General features: G+C 40.5%; 14 protein-coding genes. 3 read left to right on the top strand and 11 right to left on the bottom strand.

The genetic code is table 11. The annotated features are described in order from the left end of the window. Positions 1-6: 6 nt before the first annotated feature. Positions 7-4,005, bottom strand: coding sequence for a cobaltochelatase subunit CobN (gene cobN, locus VB693_RS11040; RefSeq protein ID WP_323266306.1), 3,999 nt, complete (start codon positions 4,003-4,005; stop codon positions 7-9). A gap of 91 nt (positions 4,006-4,096) precedes the next feature. Between cobN and VB693_RS11035 the strand changes: the two genes are divergently transcribed. Continuing rightward, entirely contained in the window at positions 4,097-6,031 is a 1,935-nt protein-coding gene (locus tag VB693_RS11035; protein ID WP_323266305.1) for a GAF domain-containing sensor histidine kinase, read from the top strand. 81 nt (positions 6,032-6,112) lie between these two features. Here VB693_RS11035 and VB693_RS11030 read toward each other — a convergent pair whose 3' ends face one another. The 4 genes from VB693_RS11030 to VB693_RS11015 form a co-directional block, all read right to left on the bottom strand. Next, positions 6,113-6,748, bottom strand: a complete 636-nt coding sequence (locus VB693_RS11030; protein WP_323266304.1) for a uridine kinase — start codon at positions 6,746-6,748, stop codon at positions 6,113-6,115. Further along, positions 6,735-7,292 carry a DUF1349 domain-containing protein gene (locus VB693_RS11025; protein ID WP_323266303.1) on the bottom strand — a complete coding sequence of 186 codons (558 nt, stop codon included), beginning with the start codon at positions 7,290-7,292 and terminating at the stop codon, positions 6,735-6,737. The genes VB693_RS11030 and VB693_RS11025 overlap by 14 nt, the downstream gene beginning before the upstream one ends. 124 nt (positions 7,293-7,416) lie before the next feature. Further along, complete coding sequence (locus tag VB693_RS11020) at positions 7,417-7,890, bottom strand: DMT family transporter (RefSeq protein ID WP_323266302.1); 474 nt, start codon at positions 7,888-7,890, stop codon at positions 7,417-7,419. A gap of 19 nt (positions 7,891-7,909) precedes the next feature. Further along, positions 7,910-8,401, bottom strand: a complete 492-nt coding sequence (locus tag VB693_RS11015) for a DMT family transporter (protein ID WP_323266301.1) — start codon at positions 8,399-8,401, stop codon at positions 7,910-7,912. Positions 8,402-8,512: 111 nt separating this feature from the next. Here VB693_RS11015 and VB693_RS11010 point away from each other — a divergent pair, with 111 nt between their 5' ends. Further along, a complete protein-coding gene (locus tag VB693_RS11010; RefSeq protein ID WP_323266300.1) occupies positions 8,513-9,013 on the top strand; it encodes a MarR family transcriptional regulator in 501 nt (166 codons plus the stop codon). A gap of 158 nt (positions 9,014-9,171) precedes the next feature. Here VB693_RS11010 and VB693_RS11005 read toward each other — a convergent pair whose 3' ends face one another. Then, a complete protein-coding gene (locus VB693_RS11005) occupies positions 9,172-10,035 on the bottom strand; it encodes a hypothetical protein (protein ID WP_323266299.1) in 864 nt (287 codons plus the stop codon). Positions 10,036-10,221: 186 nt separating this feature from the next. Here VB693_RS11005 and VB693_RS11000 point away from each other — a divergent pair, with 186 nt between their 5' ends. Beyond that, on the top strand, positions 10,222-11,127 hold the full coding sequence (locus tag VB693_RS11000; RefSeq protein WP_323266367.1) for a metallophosphoesterase family protein: 906 nt from the start codon (positions 10,222-10,224) through the stop codon (positions 11,125-11,127). Positions 11,128-11,855: 728 nt separating this feature from the next. Here VB693_RS11000 and VB693_RS10995 read toward each other — a convergent pair. The 5 genes from VB693_RS10995 to VB693_RS10975 all read right to left on the bottom strand — a co-directional run bounded on the left by VB693_RS10995 (position 11,856) and on the right by VB693_RS10975 (position 16,664). Further along, positions 11,856-12,368, bottom strand: coding sequence for a L,D-transpeptidase (locus VB693_RS10995; RefSeq protein WP_323266298.1), 513 nt, complete (start codon positions 12,366-12,368; stop codon positions 11,856-11,858). Positions 12,369-12,552: 184 nt separating this feature from the next. After that, entirely contained in the window at positions 12,553-12,684 is a 132-nt protein-coding gene (locus tag VB693_RS10990) for a hypothetical protein (protein ID WP_323266366.1), read from the bottom strand. Positions 12,685-12,782: 98 nt separating this feature from the next. Beyond that, positions 12,783-13,238, bottom strand: coding sequence for a response regulator (locus VB693_RS10985; protein WP_323266297.1), 456 nt, complete (start codon positions 13,236-13,238; stop codon positions 12,783-12,785). Between the two features lie 160 nt (positions 13,239-13,398). Then, on the bottom strand, positions 13,399-13,905 hold the full coding sequence (locus tag VB693_RS10980) for a response regulator (protein ID WP_323266296.1): 507 nt from the start codon (positions 13,903-13,905) through the stop codon (positions 13,399-13,401). 446 nt (positions 13,906-14,351) lie between these two features. After that, the gene (locus VB693_RS10975; RefSeq protein WP_323266295.1) at positions 14,352-16,664 is read right to left on the bottom strand and encodes an NACHT domain-containing NTPase; all 2,313 of its coding nucleotides are present in this window, start codon (positions 16,662-16,664) and stop codon (positions 14,352-14,354) included. Between the last annotated feature and the right edge of the window lie 468 nt (positions 16,665-17,132).

Below are 17,132 nucleotides of genomic sequence, written 5' to 3'. Positions count from 1 at the left end.
CACCACTTACTTTTCTTCAATAGCTGCTTCAGCTTGATGTACTAAGTTGCGTAAAGTATCTAATGTTTGTATATTTACATCCTGCCATAAACCGCGCTTGTGTGCTTCTAATAATTTTTCCGCAATATCACGTAGAGCATGGGGATTTTTCTCTTGAATAAAGTCACAAACCACTGAATCAAGCAAATAAGCTTGCATTACGCCCTGATACATATAGTTTTCCACACATCTGGCCGTAGCATCATAGGCAAATAAAAAATCTACGGTTGCTGACATTTCAAATGCACCTTTATAGCCGTGGCGCATCATACCCTCAATCCATTTAGGATTCACCACACGAGAACGATACACCCGTGCAATTTCTGATTTGAGTTGGCGGACGCGTGGTTGAGATGGAATGGAATTATCACCAAAATAAGTTTCAGGATTTTTACCTTGAATAGACCGCACCGCCGCCGTTAGACCACCCTGAAATTGATAATAATCATCAGAATCCAGCAAATCATGTTCGCGGTTGTCTTGGTTTTGCAGGACGATTTGCATTTGGGCTAATCGCTGGGTGAAGGCTTCGGGATTGGGGAGTGGGGAGTGGGGAGTGGTGAGTGCTGAGTGCTGAGTGGTGAGTGCTGAGTGCTGAGAAATTCTACCTTGCTCCCTGCTCCCTGCTTCCTGCTCCCTGCTCCCTGCTCTTCTGTCACCTGTCACCTGTAACCTGTCACCTGAAGAATAGGCGTAACAACTCCAATTAATATAGGCTTGGGCTAAATCTTGGTCATCTTGCCAGTTTTGTGATTCCACTAAGCCTTGGAGTCCAGCACCGTAAGCACCTGGTTTTGAGCCAAAGATACGATAAAGCGATCGCGCTAAAGCCGTTTCTGAAGTTAAACCTTGTTGCAACCAAAAATCAGTATCTTGCCTAACTTGCGCTGCTATGGGGTTTTGATCTGGTGGTTCATCTAGGGCGGCGACTGCGTTGACGGCTTGCTCAAATAAATCCATCAAATTAGGAAAAGCATCGCGGAAAAATCCTGAAATGCGTAAGGTGACATCTACACGAGGTCTTGCCAAAATGCTCAAAGGCAAAATTTCTAAATCGATGACGCGCCGCGCTGCGCCATCCCACACGGGTCTTACACCCAGTAACGCTAACGCCTCAGCAATGTCGTCTCCACCTGTCCGCATTGTCGCCGTTCCCCAGACAGATAAGCCTAGGGTCTTGGGATACTCGCCATGTTCTTGGGTGTAGCATTCAATCAGGTTTTCGGCTGCTTTTCTACCCACATCCCAAGCGGTTTCTGTAGGAATAGCGCGAATATCTACTGAGTAAAAATTCCTCCCTGTGGGTAAAACTTCTGGTCTTCCCCGTGTGGGTGCGCCTGATGGTGCGCTGGGGATGTATTTCCCATTAAGTCCCCGCAACAGATGGGTGATTTCCATCTCGGTTTGTTGCAGTGCAGGGAGGAGTTTGGCGTTAATCCAGTTGAGGAAGTTGGGAACTGGGGATTGGGGACTGGGGATTGGGGGAATTAATTTTAAATTTGTAATGAGTTGTTCTACTAGTGAGGCTGCGTTTTCTTCTAAGGTGGTGACGGCATCGCCTGCGGTGTAACAGGGATTTTGAGTTTTTTGGGCTAAAATTTGTTTGTCGTTTGGGGATAATTCACTGCTGAAATCGGCGGTGAGCGGATCGAGGTCTAAACCCCAATCATCGGCTAAGGCTCTGGTAATTCCTGGAGAATAGCGGTTGGGAATGCGGGCGATCGCCACAATTAAGTCCCGTAATTGTCTATCTTGGGGACATTGTCCAAAAATGTGCAACCCATCCCGAATTTGTGCTTCTTTTAATTCGCATAGATAGCCATCTAAGGAATTTAAAATTAAAGACTCAAAATTCAAAATTTCTTGCTCGTCCTGAATGCCTAAATCTTTGTAAAGATTTTCTTGGATGACTAATTCTCGGATGCGATCGCGCAAGGCTGGTAAGCGGGAAGGATCTAAACTTTCCGCTTCATAATATTCATCAATTAAATTTTCTAGCTTTTGCAAAGCCCCATAGAGTTCTGCGCGGGTCATCGGTGGAGTAAGATGATCTATGATCACCGCTTGGGCGCGACGCTTGGCTTGTGAACCTTCACCGGGGTCATTGACAATAAATGGGTATAAGTGCGGCATTGCACCAAAGGCTACTTCGGGATAGCAAGTGCTAGATAAAGCTAAACTCTTACCGGGAAGCCATTCCAAATTTCCATGTTTCCCCACGTGGACAATCGCATCAGATCCAAAACATTCCCGCACCCAATAATAAAAAGCTAAATAGTTATGGGTTGGCTCTAAATCCGGTGCATGATAATTCAAACTAGGGTCAAGGTCATAACCCCGTGATGGTTGAATACCTACAAATACGTTACCTAGTTGAATACCGGGAATTGGGAATTGGGAATTGCTTTCTTGTCTCCCCAATCCCCAGTCCCCAGTCCCCAGTCCCCAACGTTCCCCAATACCCTGCTGTATTGCTTCTGGTAAAGAGGCAAAATATTCTTGATATTCAGCAGTTGATAAACTTTGCTGTACTTGTCGCCAGTCTCTACCTTCTGGATCATTGGTAACACCAGCAGTCAAACGTGCGATTAATTCATCGCTATTAGTGGGGGGATTTTCTACTAAATACCCTTCTGCTTGTAATGCTTTGAGGATTTCGATACAACTAGCTGGGGTATCTAGTCCCACACCGTTGGCTAAACGTCCATCGCGGTTGGGGTAATTAGCTAATATCAGGGCTATTTTGCGCTCCTGGGGTGGTTTGGCGCGTAGTTTAACCCAATTCGCTGCCAGTTCAGCAACAAACTCAATGCGATCGCTCACTGGTTCATAAACTACCACATCTGTTTCTAAGTCAGGATGATGTGTTTGTACCGCCTTAAAGGACACAGCACGACTAATAATTCTGCCATCTACTTCCGGTAGAGCAACATTCATCGCAATGTCGCGGGGAGAAAGTCCTTGTGATAGTTCTTCCCACTGCTCTAAAAATCCGCCACTGAGGATAACTTGCAATACAGGCACATCTAATTTTTCCCACAGTTCAGTCTGGGGTGTTTCTGTATCTAATCGTGCCAAGGAAAAGCTAGTGGTATTGAGTAATACTGCAACTTGCTCCGAGTTCTGACCTTGAAAAAACTCCATTAACTCTGTTTGCACATCAGGGTCACGCAAAGAAGAAACAAACACCGGCAAAGGTTGTAAGTTTCTTTGCGCCAAAGCCGCACACAACGCGTCAATAACTTTAGTATTTCCTGCCAAATAGTGGGCGCGGTAAAACAATATACCAACTTTGGGAATTGAACATGGCGCATTGGGGTAAAAACTCCCCTGCTCCTCTGCTCCCCTGCTCCCCTGCTCCTCTGCTCCCCTGCTCCCCTGCTCCCCTAAACCACTGTCACCTGTCACCTGTAACCTGTCCCCTACATATACCCCCACACGGGGAACTCGTTGCGGTGGTGCTGGGTTATATGCAGTTACTAGACATTTATCACTGATAAACTGGAGAGCGTTAACAAAGTTCTCTACACCACCTTCATTGAAATACTGCCATATTTGGTTAACAGTAGCCACAGGCAAGGTAGACTGAGAAAACAATTCAGGATCGAGTGCATCGTCCCCTGGCATTACAATTAGGTGTATACCGTTACGTTGCACAATTTCTTGCACTATTTCTAAACCATAAGCCCAATAGGAACGTCCTCCTATCAGGCGCAAAATGATGACTTGGGCAAGTTCTAAAACTTGTTCGGCGTAAGTATCAATGCTTATTTGTTGCTGCAACAGCAATAAATTCGCCACTCTCAAGGTAGGAAATGTTGCAGGTAATTGGGGGACTGTAGCAGCCAGGGTTTGAATGTCGGTATCAGCAGCCGTAATAAATACAAAGCTAGCTGGAGTTTGTTCTAGAAAAATAACACCTTCTGACTGATTTAATCCTACCGATGTGGTACTTAAACGATGCATAATCCTGTATTACCGCTTTAAACTGTTAATTAGAACATAATCAAACAATATTTCAGCCCAGAACCCTATCCTTCTTAGAAAACCATTGAAAATGCTTAGTTCTCCTGATTTGAGCTTTTCTCGAAATTTACCTTTAGTTGTATTTAATCAACTTGGGGAATTGTTGCAGCACATGGCTCATGCAGTAGAAACTGCTGCTTTGGTACTCACAGAAACCATTTTGTCTAGGATTCGTGTACCTGTAGAGTGGGAAAGGCAGAGATTTACATTGGTAGTTTCTGAGCGATTTAGTGCGCTGATGGTAGGTGAGCAAGAACAACAGAGTCTGTTGTGGGAAACAATTATTCCTTTAAACCAGGTAGGAGATAATTATACAGACTCATTACTTTATACTAGGTTGACATTTGATGCAGAAGCGATCGCCTCCTTTATCTCGAAATTGCAAGATTTGTTTAGTTGTGATTCTGACACCTACCAACATCTGGAACACTATCGTCAAATTCCCAAACCTAATGATGCTACTCTGCAAAGTCAATTTTCTTTATTATTATTAGAATATCTCTTACCACAGCCAGCCGAGGAATTAGCAACATCTACCGTTGTTAGTGTGCCTGAAATTTATAGCTGTCAACCAGTAGAAGATGCTTTAAAAAAACAAATTTCCCAAGAGCGACTACTGAATCAGGTAACAACCCAAATTCGCAAAAGCCTAGACTTGTCGGTAATTATGACGACGGCAATTGCGCAAGTCAGGGAATTTTTGCAATTAGACAGATTAGTAATATATAAATTTGAGAGTTCACGAGTCAATAATCATAATTCCCTACGCCCCTCAATTTCAGACTTGCAAAAATATGGGGGTTGTATAGTTTATGAAGCTCGTGCCACAGATACGATGCCATCAATATTACATTACCAGGAAAAAAGTTGTTTTGCTATAACTTCCTCATGTTGGGAGAAATATCGTCAAGGTTTTACTTTAGTTGTAGACGATATTGAAAAAACTTACGCTCTCGAAGAGTGTTTATTGAATTTTTTAAAACAAAGCCAAGTCAGAGCCAAGTTAGTAGCACCAATTGTGTTTGAAGATAAACTATGGGGTTTGCTAATTGCTCATCAATGTTACAGTCCCCATCAATGGACTGAGAGCGAAAAAAGTTTGTTGACTTCAATAGCTGAACAATTAGCGATCGCCATTCATCAGTCCGAATTAATGCGATCGCTCACTCAAGAGAAACAAACTCTCGAACAACGTGTCATTGAGCGCACAATGGCCTTACGGGATGCGTTACTCGCGGCGGAAGTTGCTAGCCGCCTCAGAAATGAATTTTTAGCAACTATTAGCCATGAACTGCTCACACCTCTGACTTACGTAATTGGGATGTCATCTACATTATTACGCTGGCCTTTGGGTGAATTGAGTCAACGCCAACGGGATTATTTGCAAACAATCCACGATAGCGGCGAACATCTCTTAGAAATGATTAACGACATCCTTGATTTATCTCAAATTGAGGCTGGTAAAGCCGTATTAAATATTGGAGAATTTTCTTTAGTCAAAATTGCAGAAAACACAATAGAATCATTATTAGACAAAGCTCAAACTGAGCAAATTAGTCTAAAACTTGATTTGCAAATTGATCCAAGCCGTGATCGCTTCACTGCTGATGTAGGACGAGTAGAACAAGTCCTCTGGAATTTATTAACTAATGCAATTAAATTTACCCCTGAAGGTGGCAATGTAACTTTGCGTTTGTGGGTTGAAGATGACACTGCTATTTTTCAAATTGAAGATACAGGTATTGGGATTCCCGAAAATAAATTACCACTATTATTTGAAAAATTTCAACAACTAGATACACCCTATCGTCGCCGTTACGAAGGTACAGGGTTAGGTTTAGCTTTAACTAAACAATTAGTAGAACTACATCGAGGTCGTATTGAAGTAGAATCTACAGTAGGAATTGGCTCAATTTTTACAGTCTGGATACCATCTCAACCCATGAGAGTGCTGAGTGCTGAGTAGAGATGAGATATATCACATTTCTACATTAATCATTCGTCCAAAATAATTGATTCATGACTAGTTATCTTGTTAAAATAAAAATTAAACAAACTTGGGATCATTAATATAAATCACATCTGTACTTGATTTGGGATTGTCAATTGCCAAATGAGCCTTCTGGGCAGGAAAATAAATTTTTTGGTAATCCTCAATTATCTGTTCTGGTGAAATGCCTTCTTGGTTTCGCTGGATGGCTCTTTCCAAAGCAGTTTCAAATGAACAATCAATCCAAATTTTAAAATCATAGCAATATTGCAGCGATCGCTTCAGCAAAAATATTCCTTCAAGAACAATTACATCCACGCTTTGAAATTGATAATGATAGGTTTGTGGTATACCTGTAATTCCTGTTAAAACCATCGTTAAATTAATCATACGCTGACTTTTTAACGGCAGTATCAATTGCTGGAATAGAGCATCAAAATGAAAAGCATGATGGTAAAAATGTAGGGCTGGATGCTCAGAATTAAATCTCTCAGTCGGGAGCTTATGCCAAGCATCTAAATTAATGGAGATAGCATGAATATTTTGCTCATTGAGAGCAGTTATTAATTTTTCTGTAATATAACCTTTGCCAGAACCATCAATACCACTGACAGCAACTAAAAAACCTCTATCTACTGACAATTTTGATTGCTTTTGGAGAATAGAATCAGCTAAATCTTTAATATTCATCATTACCGATCGCTTTTTTAGTTAATTTATAATCATCAAAAATTACCTCATATCCATTTCCTTGTGGAGATGCACACATCATTCCGACTTGAATGTCTTGCTTGACTGGAAAATAAGCCATTCTAAATGGAACATAGCGGTCATATTCATCTAAATAAGCAATATGAATTGCCTCTTGGCATCGCTCAACCCGTAGCTGAAAAATGTTAGGAGGATTTAGCAGAGGTGTGAATGACCAATCTGAATAGTTGTGAGTGACAACAGCACTCAGATTTTGTACTCCATCTACATACTCAATCCCAGTTTTGATCCAATGTTTCTCGTCAGCACGAATCATAATTCCTGCTTGATCGTATAAGTCTTTATAGTTCCCTTTTATCTGGACATCTACAACAAAATCTGTACTCACTTGGTCAAAGTAGAAATGTCCACTATCACGAATAAAACCATAGTGAGTCATACGCCAAAAATCGGTTTTTGGGGCGGTTGTAACGATGATTCGCTGATCCGAATGCGACCAATTAGAAGGTTCATTAAGCCATTCCATAGTTTTTGTTGCAATTTTAGATGTAAGGGAATAGAGGGAGAAACCATGTTCCTGTGTGGTTGTGGAATTTCACTGTGAGTAACTGATTTAAAAAAATACCAGTTGTTCAACCTTATTTAAGGCACTAATTGAAGTTCTGATCAGAATAGTTTTTGTCCAATTGATTAATTACAATTGCTACTACTAATGTGGCTATACCTAATATCTTGGGTGTGGTAATCGGATATTTAATAGCACCGAACCATCCCAACTGATCAATTACCAGTGACATAAACATCTGGCTAAAGACGACAACTAAAGTTGTTGTTGTTAAACCCAATTTAGGAACTATTAAGCTACTTAATGTTACGAAGATTGCACCTAATAAACCACCTAAAAATGCCCACCAAGGAGTAATAGAAAGTAAGTCAAGCTTGTAGGGTTTGAAAATACCAAGCACTAGCAGCAATGTAAGGATACTAAACCCAACTACGAAATTAATTGTTGCTGCGGCTATTGGAGAGTGGAGTATTGTCTTTAATCGAGCATTAGCAGCTGCGCCAATTGTTGAAAAGCCACCAGCCGAGCCAGCACCAAGCAATGCTAAGAAGATTTCCATAAGATGATACTGAAAAGTATTAGGTTGGTAGCGAAAGCAAAAAAATTGCCACAATTAACAATCCCATCACAAGGCGACGATTAGCTGTCAGGCGACGACGATTAACTCCCAACCAGCCAAAATGGTCAGTCACCAAGCCAGCGATCGCTTGTCCACAGATAATTAACCCCTGGGTCAAAGTAGTCCCCAAAATAGAGGTGAAGTAAGTACTGGAGGTAATATACCAAACTCCGAATAAACCACCCATCAGACTCCATCGGGGAGCTTTGGTTAAAGCAGACCAATCTGGATGACCAAACCAACCTGTGCATAACAAACTAATCAACGCAATTGAGCCAACAAGGTAAGAAATATCTGCGGCTAGGGGTACAGAATTGAGCGATCGCGCTAATTGAGCATTGAGATTGCTTTGAATCGGCAATACAGCACCATTTACCAATGCCAGCAGAATATATAAGTAGCTTGGACTATTAGGGACAGACCCCTGGAAACCTAGACGTATTGGTGTCATAGCTATTGTTTTGTGAGGAGGATAGAGGGTGATCAAGAAAGTATCTTTATATCAAGATACTTAAGATAAAGGTAAAAGTCAAGAATCTCGATGTCAAGATAAAATGGCAATATGAACAAAGATCGAATTGACATCATTCTTGAGGAATGGCAACAGGAATTGCCGCAGTTGGATACCTCAGCCGTAGGGATAATTGGGCGGATACTACGAATTGCCCGTCTTCTGGAAAAGCACCGAGAAAGTATACTGGTTGAGTATGGCTTGAACGTGTGGTCATTTGATGTATTAGCCACACTGCGACGACAGGGACAACCTTTTCGATTGAAACCGACTGAACTCTATAGTTTGCTCATGCTGTCTTCAGGCGCAATGACAAACCGGATTGACCGCCTAGAACAAGATGGCATAGTAACGCGTGTCCGTGATGCAGAGGATCGGCGCAGCGTCATGGTGCAACTGACTCCCAAAGGAATACAGCTTGCGGATACTGTGATGCCTATTTTGTTTGAGAAAGAGAAACAGCTGTTATCTCAATTCACAGCTGATGAATTGCAACTATCTATCCCCATGCTGCGTAAGCTACTTGTGTTGCTTGAACAGGATGCGAAATGAGTATCAATATAAAATTTTTAGCTACGGTAGGCGATGGTCTCCGACCGACCGGAGGTCATCAGCTACGCTGGGCGGTTACGCCATCGCTCCCATAAAATCCGGTTTGTTGTTAGAGGTAATAAATCACGTCTCTATATCAGAATTGCCCTCAAATCCATTTAAATAGTTGTCTTGCGTTGAAAAATAATCATCTCATTACCAACAACAGGGTTACGCGCTACTAACCTATCTTGAGAGTCGATAATTTCTAAATGAGCAAAATCTAATTCTTGCGAACGTTGTAATATTTCAGCTGCTAGTTGATTTTGCTCAGATGCTTTGAGAGTGTACCAATCATCATTGATTTTCACAGTCAGGCTACTGGTGCGGAAGTTAGCTTGAATTGATTTTATGATGCCAGAGGCAATGCGCTCGCTAATTTCTGAGACTTGATTTTCAATGGCTGCAATTAATCTTTGTTCTGGGGTTAGCTCTAGTTTTGGTGTTGGTGTTGGTGTGGGAGTCGGTGTTGGTTCTGGTTCAGGAGGTGGTGTAATTTCCTCTGGTGGCTCTGGTGTTGGTGCGGGTGATTCCGGTGGCGTAGTTATTGTTGGCGTTGGCGTTGGTGCGGGAACTTCTTCCACTGGGGGAACTGTGGCTATCTCTGTGGGTTTATTAGTGAAGACAGTTGCAGTTGTCCACACTAAAATCACGGCGATGGTAGCGATGATGCCTGTCAAAGCGTCATCCGTCAACTTGATAGACAAATTAGATGGTAAAAAAGGACGAACTTGTCTAAGTAAAAATCTACTCCATTGAGATGGAAGCGATCGCCAAAATCCCGGTGTTGCTTCAGTATCTGGAGGCGGTGCTGTCTCTAGTTTGTCTACGGTGGTTTCTAAAACTGCGATCGCTCCCCTGAGAAGTTGAATGATTGTCCCCTTCCAAACAGGCTGTACTCTCCTTTGGCGGGGTTGATTTCTCGATTCATTTGTCGGTTCTGGTTGATTCGCTTGGGGTTCAGGGGAATTGTCTTCTGACATGGAACTTTCACCAACAACAGAGAATCAAAGACGAGTGGTGAGCATTATTGCTACTACTGCCTCTTGTGCCTTAATGTATCACTTCGTAGAGCAAAATCATGAGTAATTGCATTATGTAATACCCTGTGGTAAAGCTGTGCTTACAGAATACAATAACGAATTATCAATTATTGAATTTAGAAAGTGATGAAACTAACCCGCCGACAATTTTTATTGTTAAGTAGTGTCAGCACCCTTGGGACTGGTGTTTTAAGTTGGACATTGATTCATCAAAATGGCCAAAGTAAACTCATAGATGTAGCAACCGCCGCCACCCCGATTAAAAAAGACTTACTCTTGCGGTTTATATCTGTAGCCGATACTGGGACTGGAGCAAAAGGACAGTATGCTGTAGCTAAGGCGATGACGCTTCATCACCAGCGAAATCCTTATGATTTGGTAGTTTTGGCTGGAGACAATATTTACAACAACGGCGAAATTGAGAAAATTCAGGCTGTTTTTGAGCGTCCCTATCAAGATTTACTCAAACGAGGTGTGAAATTTCAAGCTTGTTTAGGTAATCATGATATTCGCACTGATAACGGTGAGCCACAATTGAAATATCCAGGCTTTAATATGAACGGGCAAAGATATTATACTTTTCGCCGTGATCGCGTGCAATTTTTTGCTTTAGATACTAACAGTAATGCTGATTGGCAAAATCAATTAACTTGGTTAGAAAAAGAGTTAAGTAGTAGTAATGCTACTTGGAAAGTGATTTTTGGACATCACCCAATTTATTCATCTGGTGTCTACGGTAATAATCAAGCTTTTATTAAAACCTTCACGCCAATGTTTAAAAAATATGGTGTGCAATTGTATATCAATGGTCATGAACACAGTTACGAACGTACCCGCGCTATAGATGGGACAACTTACTTAATTTGTGGTGCAGGTGCAGGTAATCGTCCTGTAGGACGTTCAGAATGGACGGAATATTCCACTAGTAATTTAAGCTTTGCTACCTATGAAGTGTATCCCGATAGAATCGAGGTTAGTGCTATTGGTACTAATCATCGAGTTTTTGATAGGGGTATAATTAAAATCAGCTAAATGTTTAAGTTCTACACCCAAATAATCCAGGCGATCGCCTAAAACTAGCTACACCTAAGTATAGTAAATAATTATAGCGATCGCCTTTCTAAGTTCATGACTATAACCTTAACTTTTGCCATTCATTATTTAAAATGAGATATTAAACTATGTATAAAAATAAAAATTATAAAAGCAAAACTGGTGAATATAGAAACACTAAGAGTAATTAAAATAGGTACATTCATCGATTGAATTATGGTGATTGCTCCAATACTGAAACCTATCGCAGCTATAAAACTGATCAAGCTGACTAGATTTTTATCCACAATCTCCCCCTATTATTCATTTACGCATTCTTAATTACTAATAAATGATTAGCAGTCTTGAATGCTGTAAAAGGCATTACTTTAAATCGGCTAAAATTGTTCGCTAGTTGTGCAAAATCCCTATATTTTTATAGTCAGTCAAGCTTTCCAAATATCATAGAGGGTTAATTGATGATTCCACTCGTTAATACAGTTATCATACTGTTGTCAAATAATTGTATAAGTGTATGAATATCCTCTCGGCAATTAGCCCAAAGCTATGAACAATTAGATGCTAATGAAGAATACATGATAGCTACTTATATACTCAAGAATTATTTTTAAACTTATATATAAAAATTTATGCTGATTGGCTAATACAGTTTCAATAAGCTCAAAACCCATTTGATGAGACGCAATTTATTGCGTCTCATCACCCCTTCACTTATGAATAACGACTGGTGTACCTAAAGAAGCCCAATTAAATAGCCATTTAGCATGATTGGGGGCGAGATTTACACAGCCGTGGCTGACTGGTGTACCAAATCTTTTATGCCAATAAGCACCATGAATTCCGTAATTACCTTGATAAAACATGGCATGGGGAACGTTGGGAACATCATAAGTTCTACCACGCATACGGGTAGACTTGTGCTTGGATTGAATTTTAAAAGTACCTATGCGCGTAGGTGTGGCTTTTTTACCAGAGGAAATAACGATCGCATACACTGGTTTTTTTCCTTCCCAAGCGATTAATCTCTGCGTTGAGAGATTAATCTGAATCCAGCGTTCCTCTGATTTTTGTAGGGTTTGGATACTTTCAGCAATTTTGGGGTTAATTGAACTAGCCCAAACTGTACCCGAACTGATGCTAATTGTACTTAATGACAATGCTGCACCAGCCAGAAATAGTTTTAAGTGGCGTGTCCAGTCGTGAGAACTTAATCTTTTCATGGTAGAAACAGACAAATAACGAAATTTCAACCGGTTTTGTAGAAATCAAATATAACTGTGGTTGGGAAATAATTTCATCCAGAAAAATACAGAAAAATGGTGAGAAAGTCTGATATTTCTAGGGATAGAATGAACCTCCGCCTACTGTCTTAGTCATTAGGCATAGATATTTTTACTGTTGTTTTCATCCTATATGCGGTAAAAAGCGATCGCGCCCGTCTGTCTTGGCTTGATACAATGCCAGATCCGCCGCCACAATTATTTCTTCAAAACTAGAACCAGGTTCAGGAATTACTGTAGATAACCCAGCAGTCAGGGTGACATGAGAACTAAAGATTGGTTTTTCTCAAGAGTAGCTTTCATGAGAGTAGTTAATTCAGCCCAAGAATCACCGCCCTAAAAGTGCGGTGAGTGTCAAAGTGGACTACTTTTACCAGAGTATTGCAGCAATTTTGCTATTTCTGTGACTAACTTATCCACGGTCGAAGGCTTTTGGAGATAAGTTTGAAACCCAGACTCACGAGCTTTCTGATCTACCTTATCTTTGGCATTGCCAGTAAAAGCGATCGCTGGAATTTCTCTTTTTTGAGGAGGCGTAAGCATTCTGACTTTCTGTATTAACCAATAGCCGTCTTCTCCTGGCATATTAATATCGCTAATTAAAAGATCCACGGGGAATTGTTTAATCATCTCCAAGGCAGATATAGCTGATAATGCCGTCAGCACTTGAATACCATAGGCTTCAAGAATATCAGTAATTAATACCAGGATATCTTGATCATTATCTACTGCGAGGATTGTAAATCCTTTCAAGACAGCTAAGTCTCTTATATCGTTTCTAATATTTGCAATTTCAAAATTTTGGGGCATATATATAGGATTAATATTTGATTTTTGAACAAAAAATAAAGTGCATTAAAGGATGTTAAAAAAGTATTTGCTAAACTACCAGGGACTTTTTTAACATCCTCTTAGCCTTTAACGTAACTCACCCTGAAAATAGCTACTATTCCTCATGATTTTTATGTATTTATGCAACCTCTGCTTCTAGCACTAAGACATCTTTAACTGCCATCAAATTACTACATCGTTTTTCTATCACAGAAACTGATGAATTATTTTCGTTAGACAATACTAAGTTATTAATGATTAAAATCAATTGATCAAGATCGATTGGTTTCAGTAAATATCTTTCAAACTCTATCTCTGGAATTGTGGTGATACTACTTCTGGTACACGTTGAAGTAACAATAATTGGAATATGATTCCCATTGTCTGCTTCCATAGCATTTAATTTGTTAAGCAATGTATAAATACTTTCACCTAAAAAAGTAATTTCACAAATTATCATGTTGGGAACAAACCAACTGAGAATTTCTAAAGCTTCTTTGATAGAACCAGATGCTATGACATTTGCACCAAAATCTTCGAGAAAGATACTATATAGCACTCCACTATCGAGATCGTTATCTACAACTAGTATTTGCACACCTTTGAGGATCTCAACCTCAGAAGTACCAGCAATCGTTAAATTCATAACAAAACCTGCGATTAGTATTTAAGCACACAATGGGGTTGAAACAACTGTAATTACAAGGAGGATGAATAATTGGGTATTTGCATCAACAGCAGGGGAAAATAACTGAAAATGGTGCAGATGGAATGTTCTGTTTCCATAGTAAAATTTTGTGTTGTTTGATTTGGTGCATGAATTGATTGATAACAACAAAAACTGATATACAATAGTTATAAATACCAAATCATCCAGTCTTTTTCTCCATTTCTATGACGATACGTCGCAAATAAAGCTACGGTTTAAACTAAGTGGAAAGTTTACCATCAGGTGCAGATGAAATATTCTATCCTTTGTACTATAAATTGGGACTGTTTCATTTCGTGAATGAGTTGATTAATTACGAAATAAAATGTAGTTAAAAAATTATTTTTGCCATACAAACATCTTTGAGGAGTTAAGCAAGAGAGCTATTGCCATTCCCTATCCTCAAGTTCCTTCTGAGGCAATAATAATGTGGCTTCAATTTCCTGCCTAATAGCAGCCGTCACTTCACAATTGCTATGCAGACAATCGAGTAGTAGCTGATTGGCATCGTAGTAGCGTTGCAGCACTTGCTGTTGCTCAAGGCTAAACTCCCACTGGTGATTAATATTGCGATAGTTCATGACCGTCATTTTTAACTGTTCAGCCCAGGCTGAGTAACTCGTTTGACACCATAGCCGAAACCGTTCTTGATTTTGACGAGAATTTGGTAATTGGTCTGAGAGTTGTTGCAGGGATTTATAGAGTCCAATATCTAGAACAATACCCAGAATGTTCGAGAGAGCATCGCCACAGACGTGGATGTGGGCAAAGTCCTGGCTCTTATCAATTGCACACTCCACTAGGAGGTTATCTAATGCTGCATCGAGAAACATCCCTTGATCAAGGCTGCTGGCTAAAGCAAAGTGAGGAGCTACGCGAGGATTCTGACTCAAGCCCAGGTAAAATGCTCGAATTGTCGCATCTTTTGGTTGGGTGGGAATAGTGCGGGATTTTTGGCTAGCCCAGGTCAAAAACTCTTGTAGATAAGGGTCTTGGGCAACTAGTGCATCAATTTGTTGCTTCATCAACTGCACCAAAGAATCTGCACTCCGCAGCATGGTAGCTGTCAACAAGAAGATTTCGCGCCAGTGCGGGTCAGTGATGTGACTGACCAGGCCTCCCATTGCTTGCTCTAATGCCTCTAGGTTATGGCTAGCAACGATTTTTCTCGCTGTGAAGTATTCTTGAAACGCCAGATATGAAAAGGAGAAAATTCCCCGCGCCCGTTCTGCAAGTAGGCCATGTTGGGCTTCGATGGCCTTCAGAGCGGCTTCACTTTCTATTTGCAGTTCCTCTGCATCCATTGGCAGGTTTGTCAGATTCTGAATGTAGTCACCAATATATTGCTCAACCATGCGTTGCTCAAAAAAATACTGCCCTTGTTCAAATGTTGCGGCTGCAATCTGACTCAATAATTTGAGCTTTTGGGGTAATAAAAACCCCCGGTAAACCTCATCCCGTTCAACACCTCTGGCTTCATCCCATTTACCCAACAGCAGGTCTAGACCTTGCTTATAAAAGTCAGTGCGCTTAGTCGGAAATTTTTCTTGACCGTGAAACACCCAGCAGGCAAGATGCAGAAATAGGGGTGTGACGACAAGTTGGCGAAATTGCCAGTTTTCATCTAAGTCCAGCTTCTGAATAAACTCAACGGACTGGGATTGACCATCTTGAGCGTTAGTCTTGGTAAAAGCCACAAACCATTTTTGGGCGAAGGCTCGGATTTGTTCTGAGGTAAATGGGGCAATTTCAACATCGGTAAAGCCTCGGAGTCTGAGTCTTTGAGCTGCTGTTCGACAGGTCGCTACAAACTGATTTTTGTGATACTTATCTGAAAATCTGCGAATTTCGCTTAACAGAGCATTACTTTGTTGGTGAAGAACTTCATCCATCCCATCCAGCAACAGTAATACTCTGCCGGCATTTAGTAAGGTTTCTATGATTGAGAGATCGGTAATGCCAGATGAGACAAACTCTTGGTGGATGTAGTTTAATAGGTTGAACTCGTTAGTCAACTTAGACTCTTGGGCAAAATTTTTCAGGGTGATGAAGATTGGCACTTGATTCTCTGCAAATGCGCCTTGGTTACACTGAATAGCGAGATGTTGCAAAAAGGTGGTTTTACCTACCCCTGGTTTGCCAAGTACCCTGAGCTTGGAGTATGTTGCAACTGCCCGTATACCGGGTATATGTTTTTGGTCAACCTCACCTAAGCCAAAACGGTCAAATTCTTTGGGATCAAGGTTTTGCAGATCAGTAATTTCTAACGACTGAAAGCTGGCAATTTCCTCCAAAATATTCACATCAATATATATGTCATCGATCGCAACAGGACGGCTGATGTCCAATAACTGCAAAATACCGCACTGGTCTTGAATTTTGTCGAAGCGTTGCGATCGCACTTGCTGCACTAATGCCTCAATATCCAAGACAGGGGGCTGGGTGAGTTCTTCTCGGTCAACAAATTCTGCCGGGGGATTAGTTGCAATCTCCCGCCAATTCAGTTCCAATACCGCACAAATTTCCATAAAGGTATGACGCTCAACCGGACGACCACTGAAAAACCGCCAAATTGGTTGTCTAGTCTTGATGTTGACTTCTTCTGCTAGATTCTCTTGTGTCCACCCCTTGCGAGCGAATGCTTTTTTAGCCTCTTGAATCCCACTGATTGATGCTTGTAGCGATCGCTTGACCATAGGACAAAAACTTAATCATAAAATCAACAAATTAAAGTTTTATTAACACTTTTAATCTTAGAGCTTTTTCTGTGATAAAAACTTTTCCCTTGATTAAAATTATACAAAATTCAAGAGTTACTCTCAATTTTTTTAACATTTGTAGCAAAATCAAACGTTATACATTGATCTTATACGTCTCAACCTGGAGATAAGACTTAAATTCAAACATTGATATGTAATGCTATGGAAGTAAGTAAGCCAAGTCACTTATAAATACTTACTTGCTAAAAAACTATAGTTGCATGAATAAATATCACTTCAATATATTTTTTGGATTCAGAAAGTTTTTTATCTGACAACTGGCTAATTTTTATCTATTAGACTTGTCTATAAAAGATAAAAAGCTGACTGTGAAGGGATTATAGGAGATATAACTGAGATAAAATAGTTATCATTGCTGAACGTAAAAAGCACGGTTTAGGGGTG

This window comes from Anabaena sp. UHCC 0399 (assembly GCF_034931465.1).
GTDB lineage: Bacteria > Cyanobacteriota > Cyanobacteriia > Cyanobacteriales > Nostocaceae > Trichormus > Trichormus minutissimus.
Note: the sequence above shows the minus strand (reverse complement) of the source record. Positions and strands in the feature narration are given on the sequence as shown.

What these genes read in the sequence shown, in the direction of transcription:
- VB693_RS11035 (WP_323266305.1), top strand. Translation starts at nt 4,097, where the DNA reads ATGCTTAGTTCTCCTGATTTGAGCTTTTCTCGAAATTTACCTTTAGTT.
- VB693_RS11030 (WP_323266304.1), bottom strand. Translation starts at nt 6,748, where the DNA reads ATGATGAATATTAAAGATTTAGCTGATTCTATTCTCCAAAAGCAATCA.
- VB693_RS10975 (WP_323266295.1), bottom strand. Translation starts at nt 16,664, where the DNA reads ATGGTCAAGCGATCGCTACAAGCATCAATCAGTGGGATTCAAGAGGCT.
- VB693_RS10995 (WP_323266298.1), bottom strand. Translation starts at nt 12,368, where the DNA reads ATGAAAAGATTAAGTTCTCACGACTGGACACGCCACTTAAAACTATTT.
- VB693_RS10985 (WP_323266297.1), bottom strand. Translation starts at nt 13,238, where the DNA reads ATGCCCCAAAATTTTGAAATTGCAAATATTAGAAACGATATAAGAGAC.
- cobN (WP_323266306.1), bottom strand. Translation starts at nt 4,005, where the DNA reads ATGCATCGTTTAAGTACCACATCGGTAGGATTAAATCAGTCAGAAGGT.
- VB693_RS11015 (WP_323266301.1), bottom strand. Translation starts at nt 8,401, where the DNA reads ATGACACCAATACGTCTAGGTTTCCAGGGGTCTGTCCCTAATAGTCCA.
- VB693_RS11000 (WP_323266367.1), top strand. Translation starts at nt 10,222, where the DNA reads ATGAAACTAACCCGCCGACAATTTTTATTGTTAAGTAGTGTCAGCACC.
- VB693_RS11020 (WP_323266302.1), bottom strand. Translation starts at nt 7,890, where the DNA reads ATGGAAATCTTCTTAGCATTGCTTGGTGCTGGCTCGGCTGGTGGCTTT.
- VB693_RS11005 (WP_323266299.1), bottom strand. Translation starts at nt 10,035, where the DNA reads ATGTCAGAAGACAATTCCCCTGAACCCCAAGCGAATCAACCAGAACCG.
- VB693_RS10980 (WP_323266296.1), bottom strand. Translation starts at nt 13,905, where the DNA reads ATGAATTTAACGATTGCTGGTACTTCTGAGGTTGAGATCCTCAAAGGT.
- VB693_RS11010 (WP_323266300.1), top strand. Translation starts at nt 8,513, where the DNA reads ATGAACAAAGATCGAATTGACATCATTCTTGAGGAATGGCAACAGGAA.
- VB693_RS11025 (WP_323266303.1), bottom strand. Translation starts at nt 7,292, where the DNA reads ATGGAATGGCTTAATGAACCTTCTAATTGGTCGCATTCGGATCAGCGA.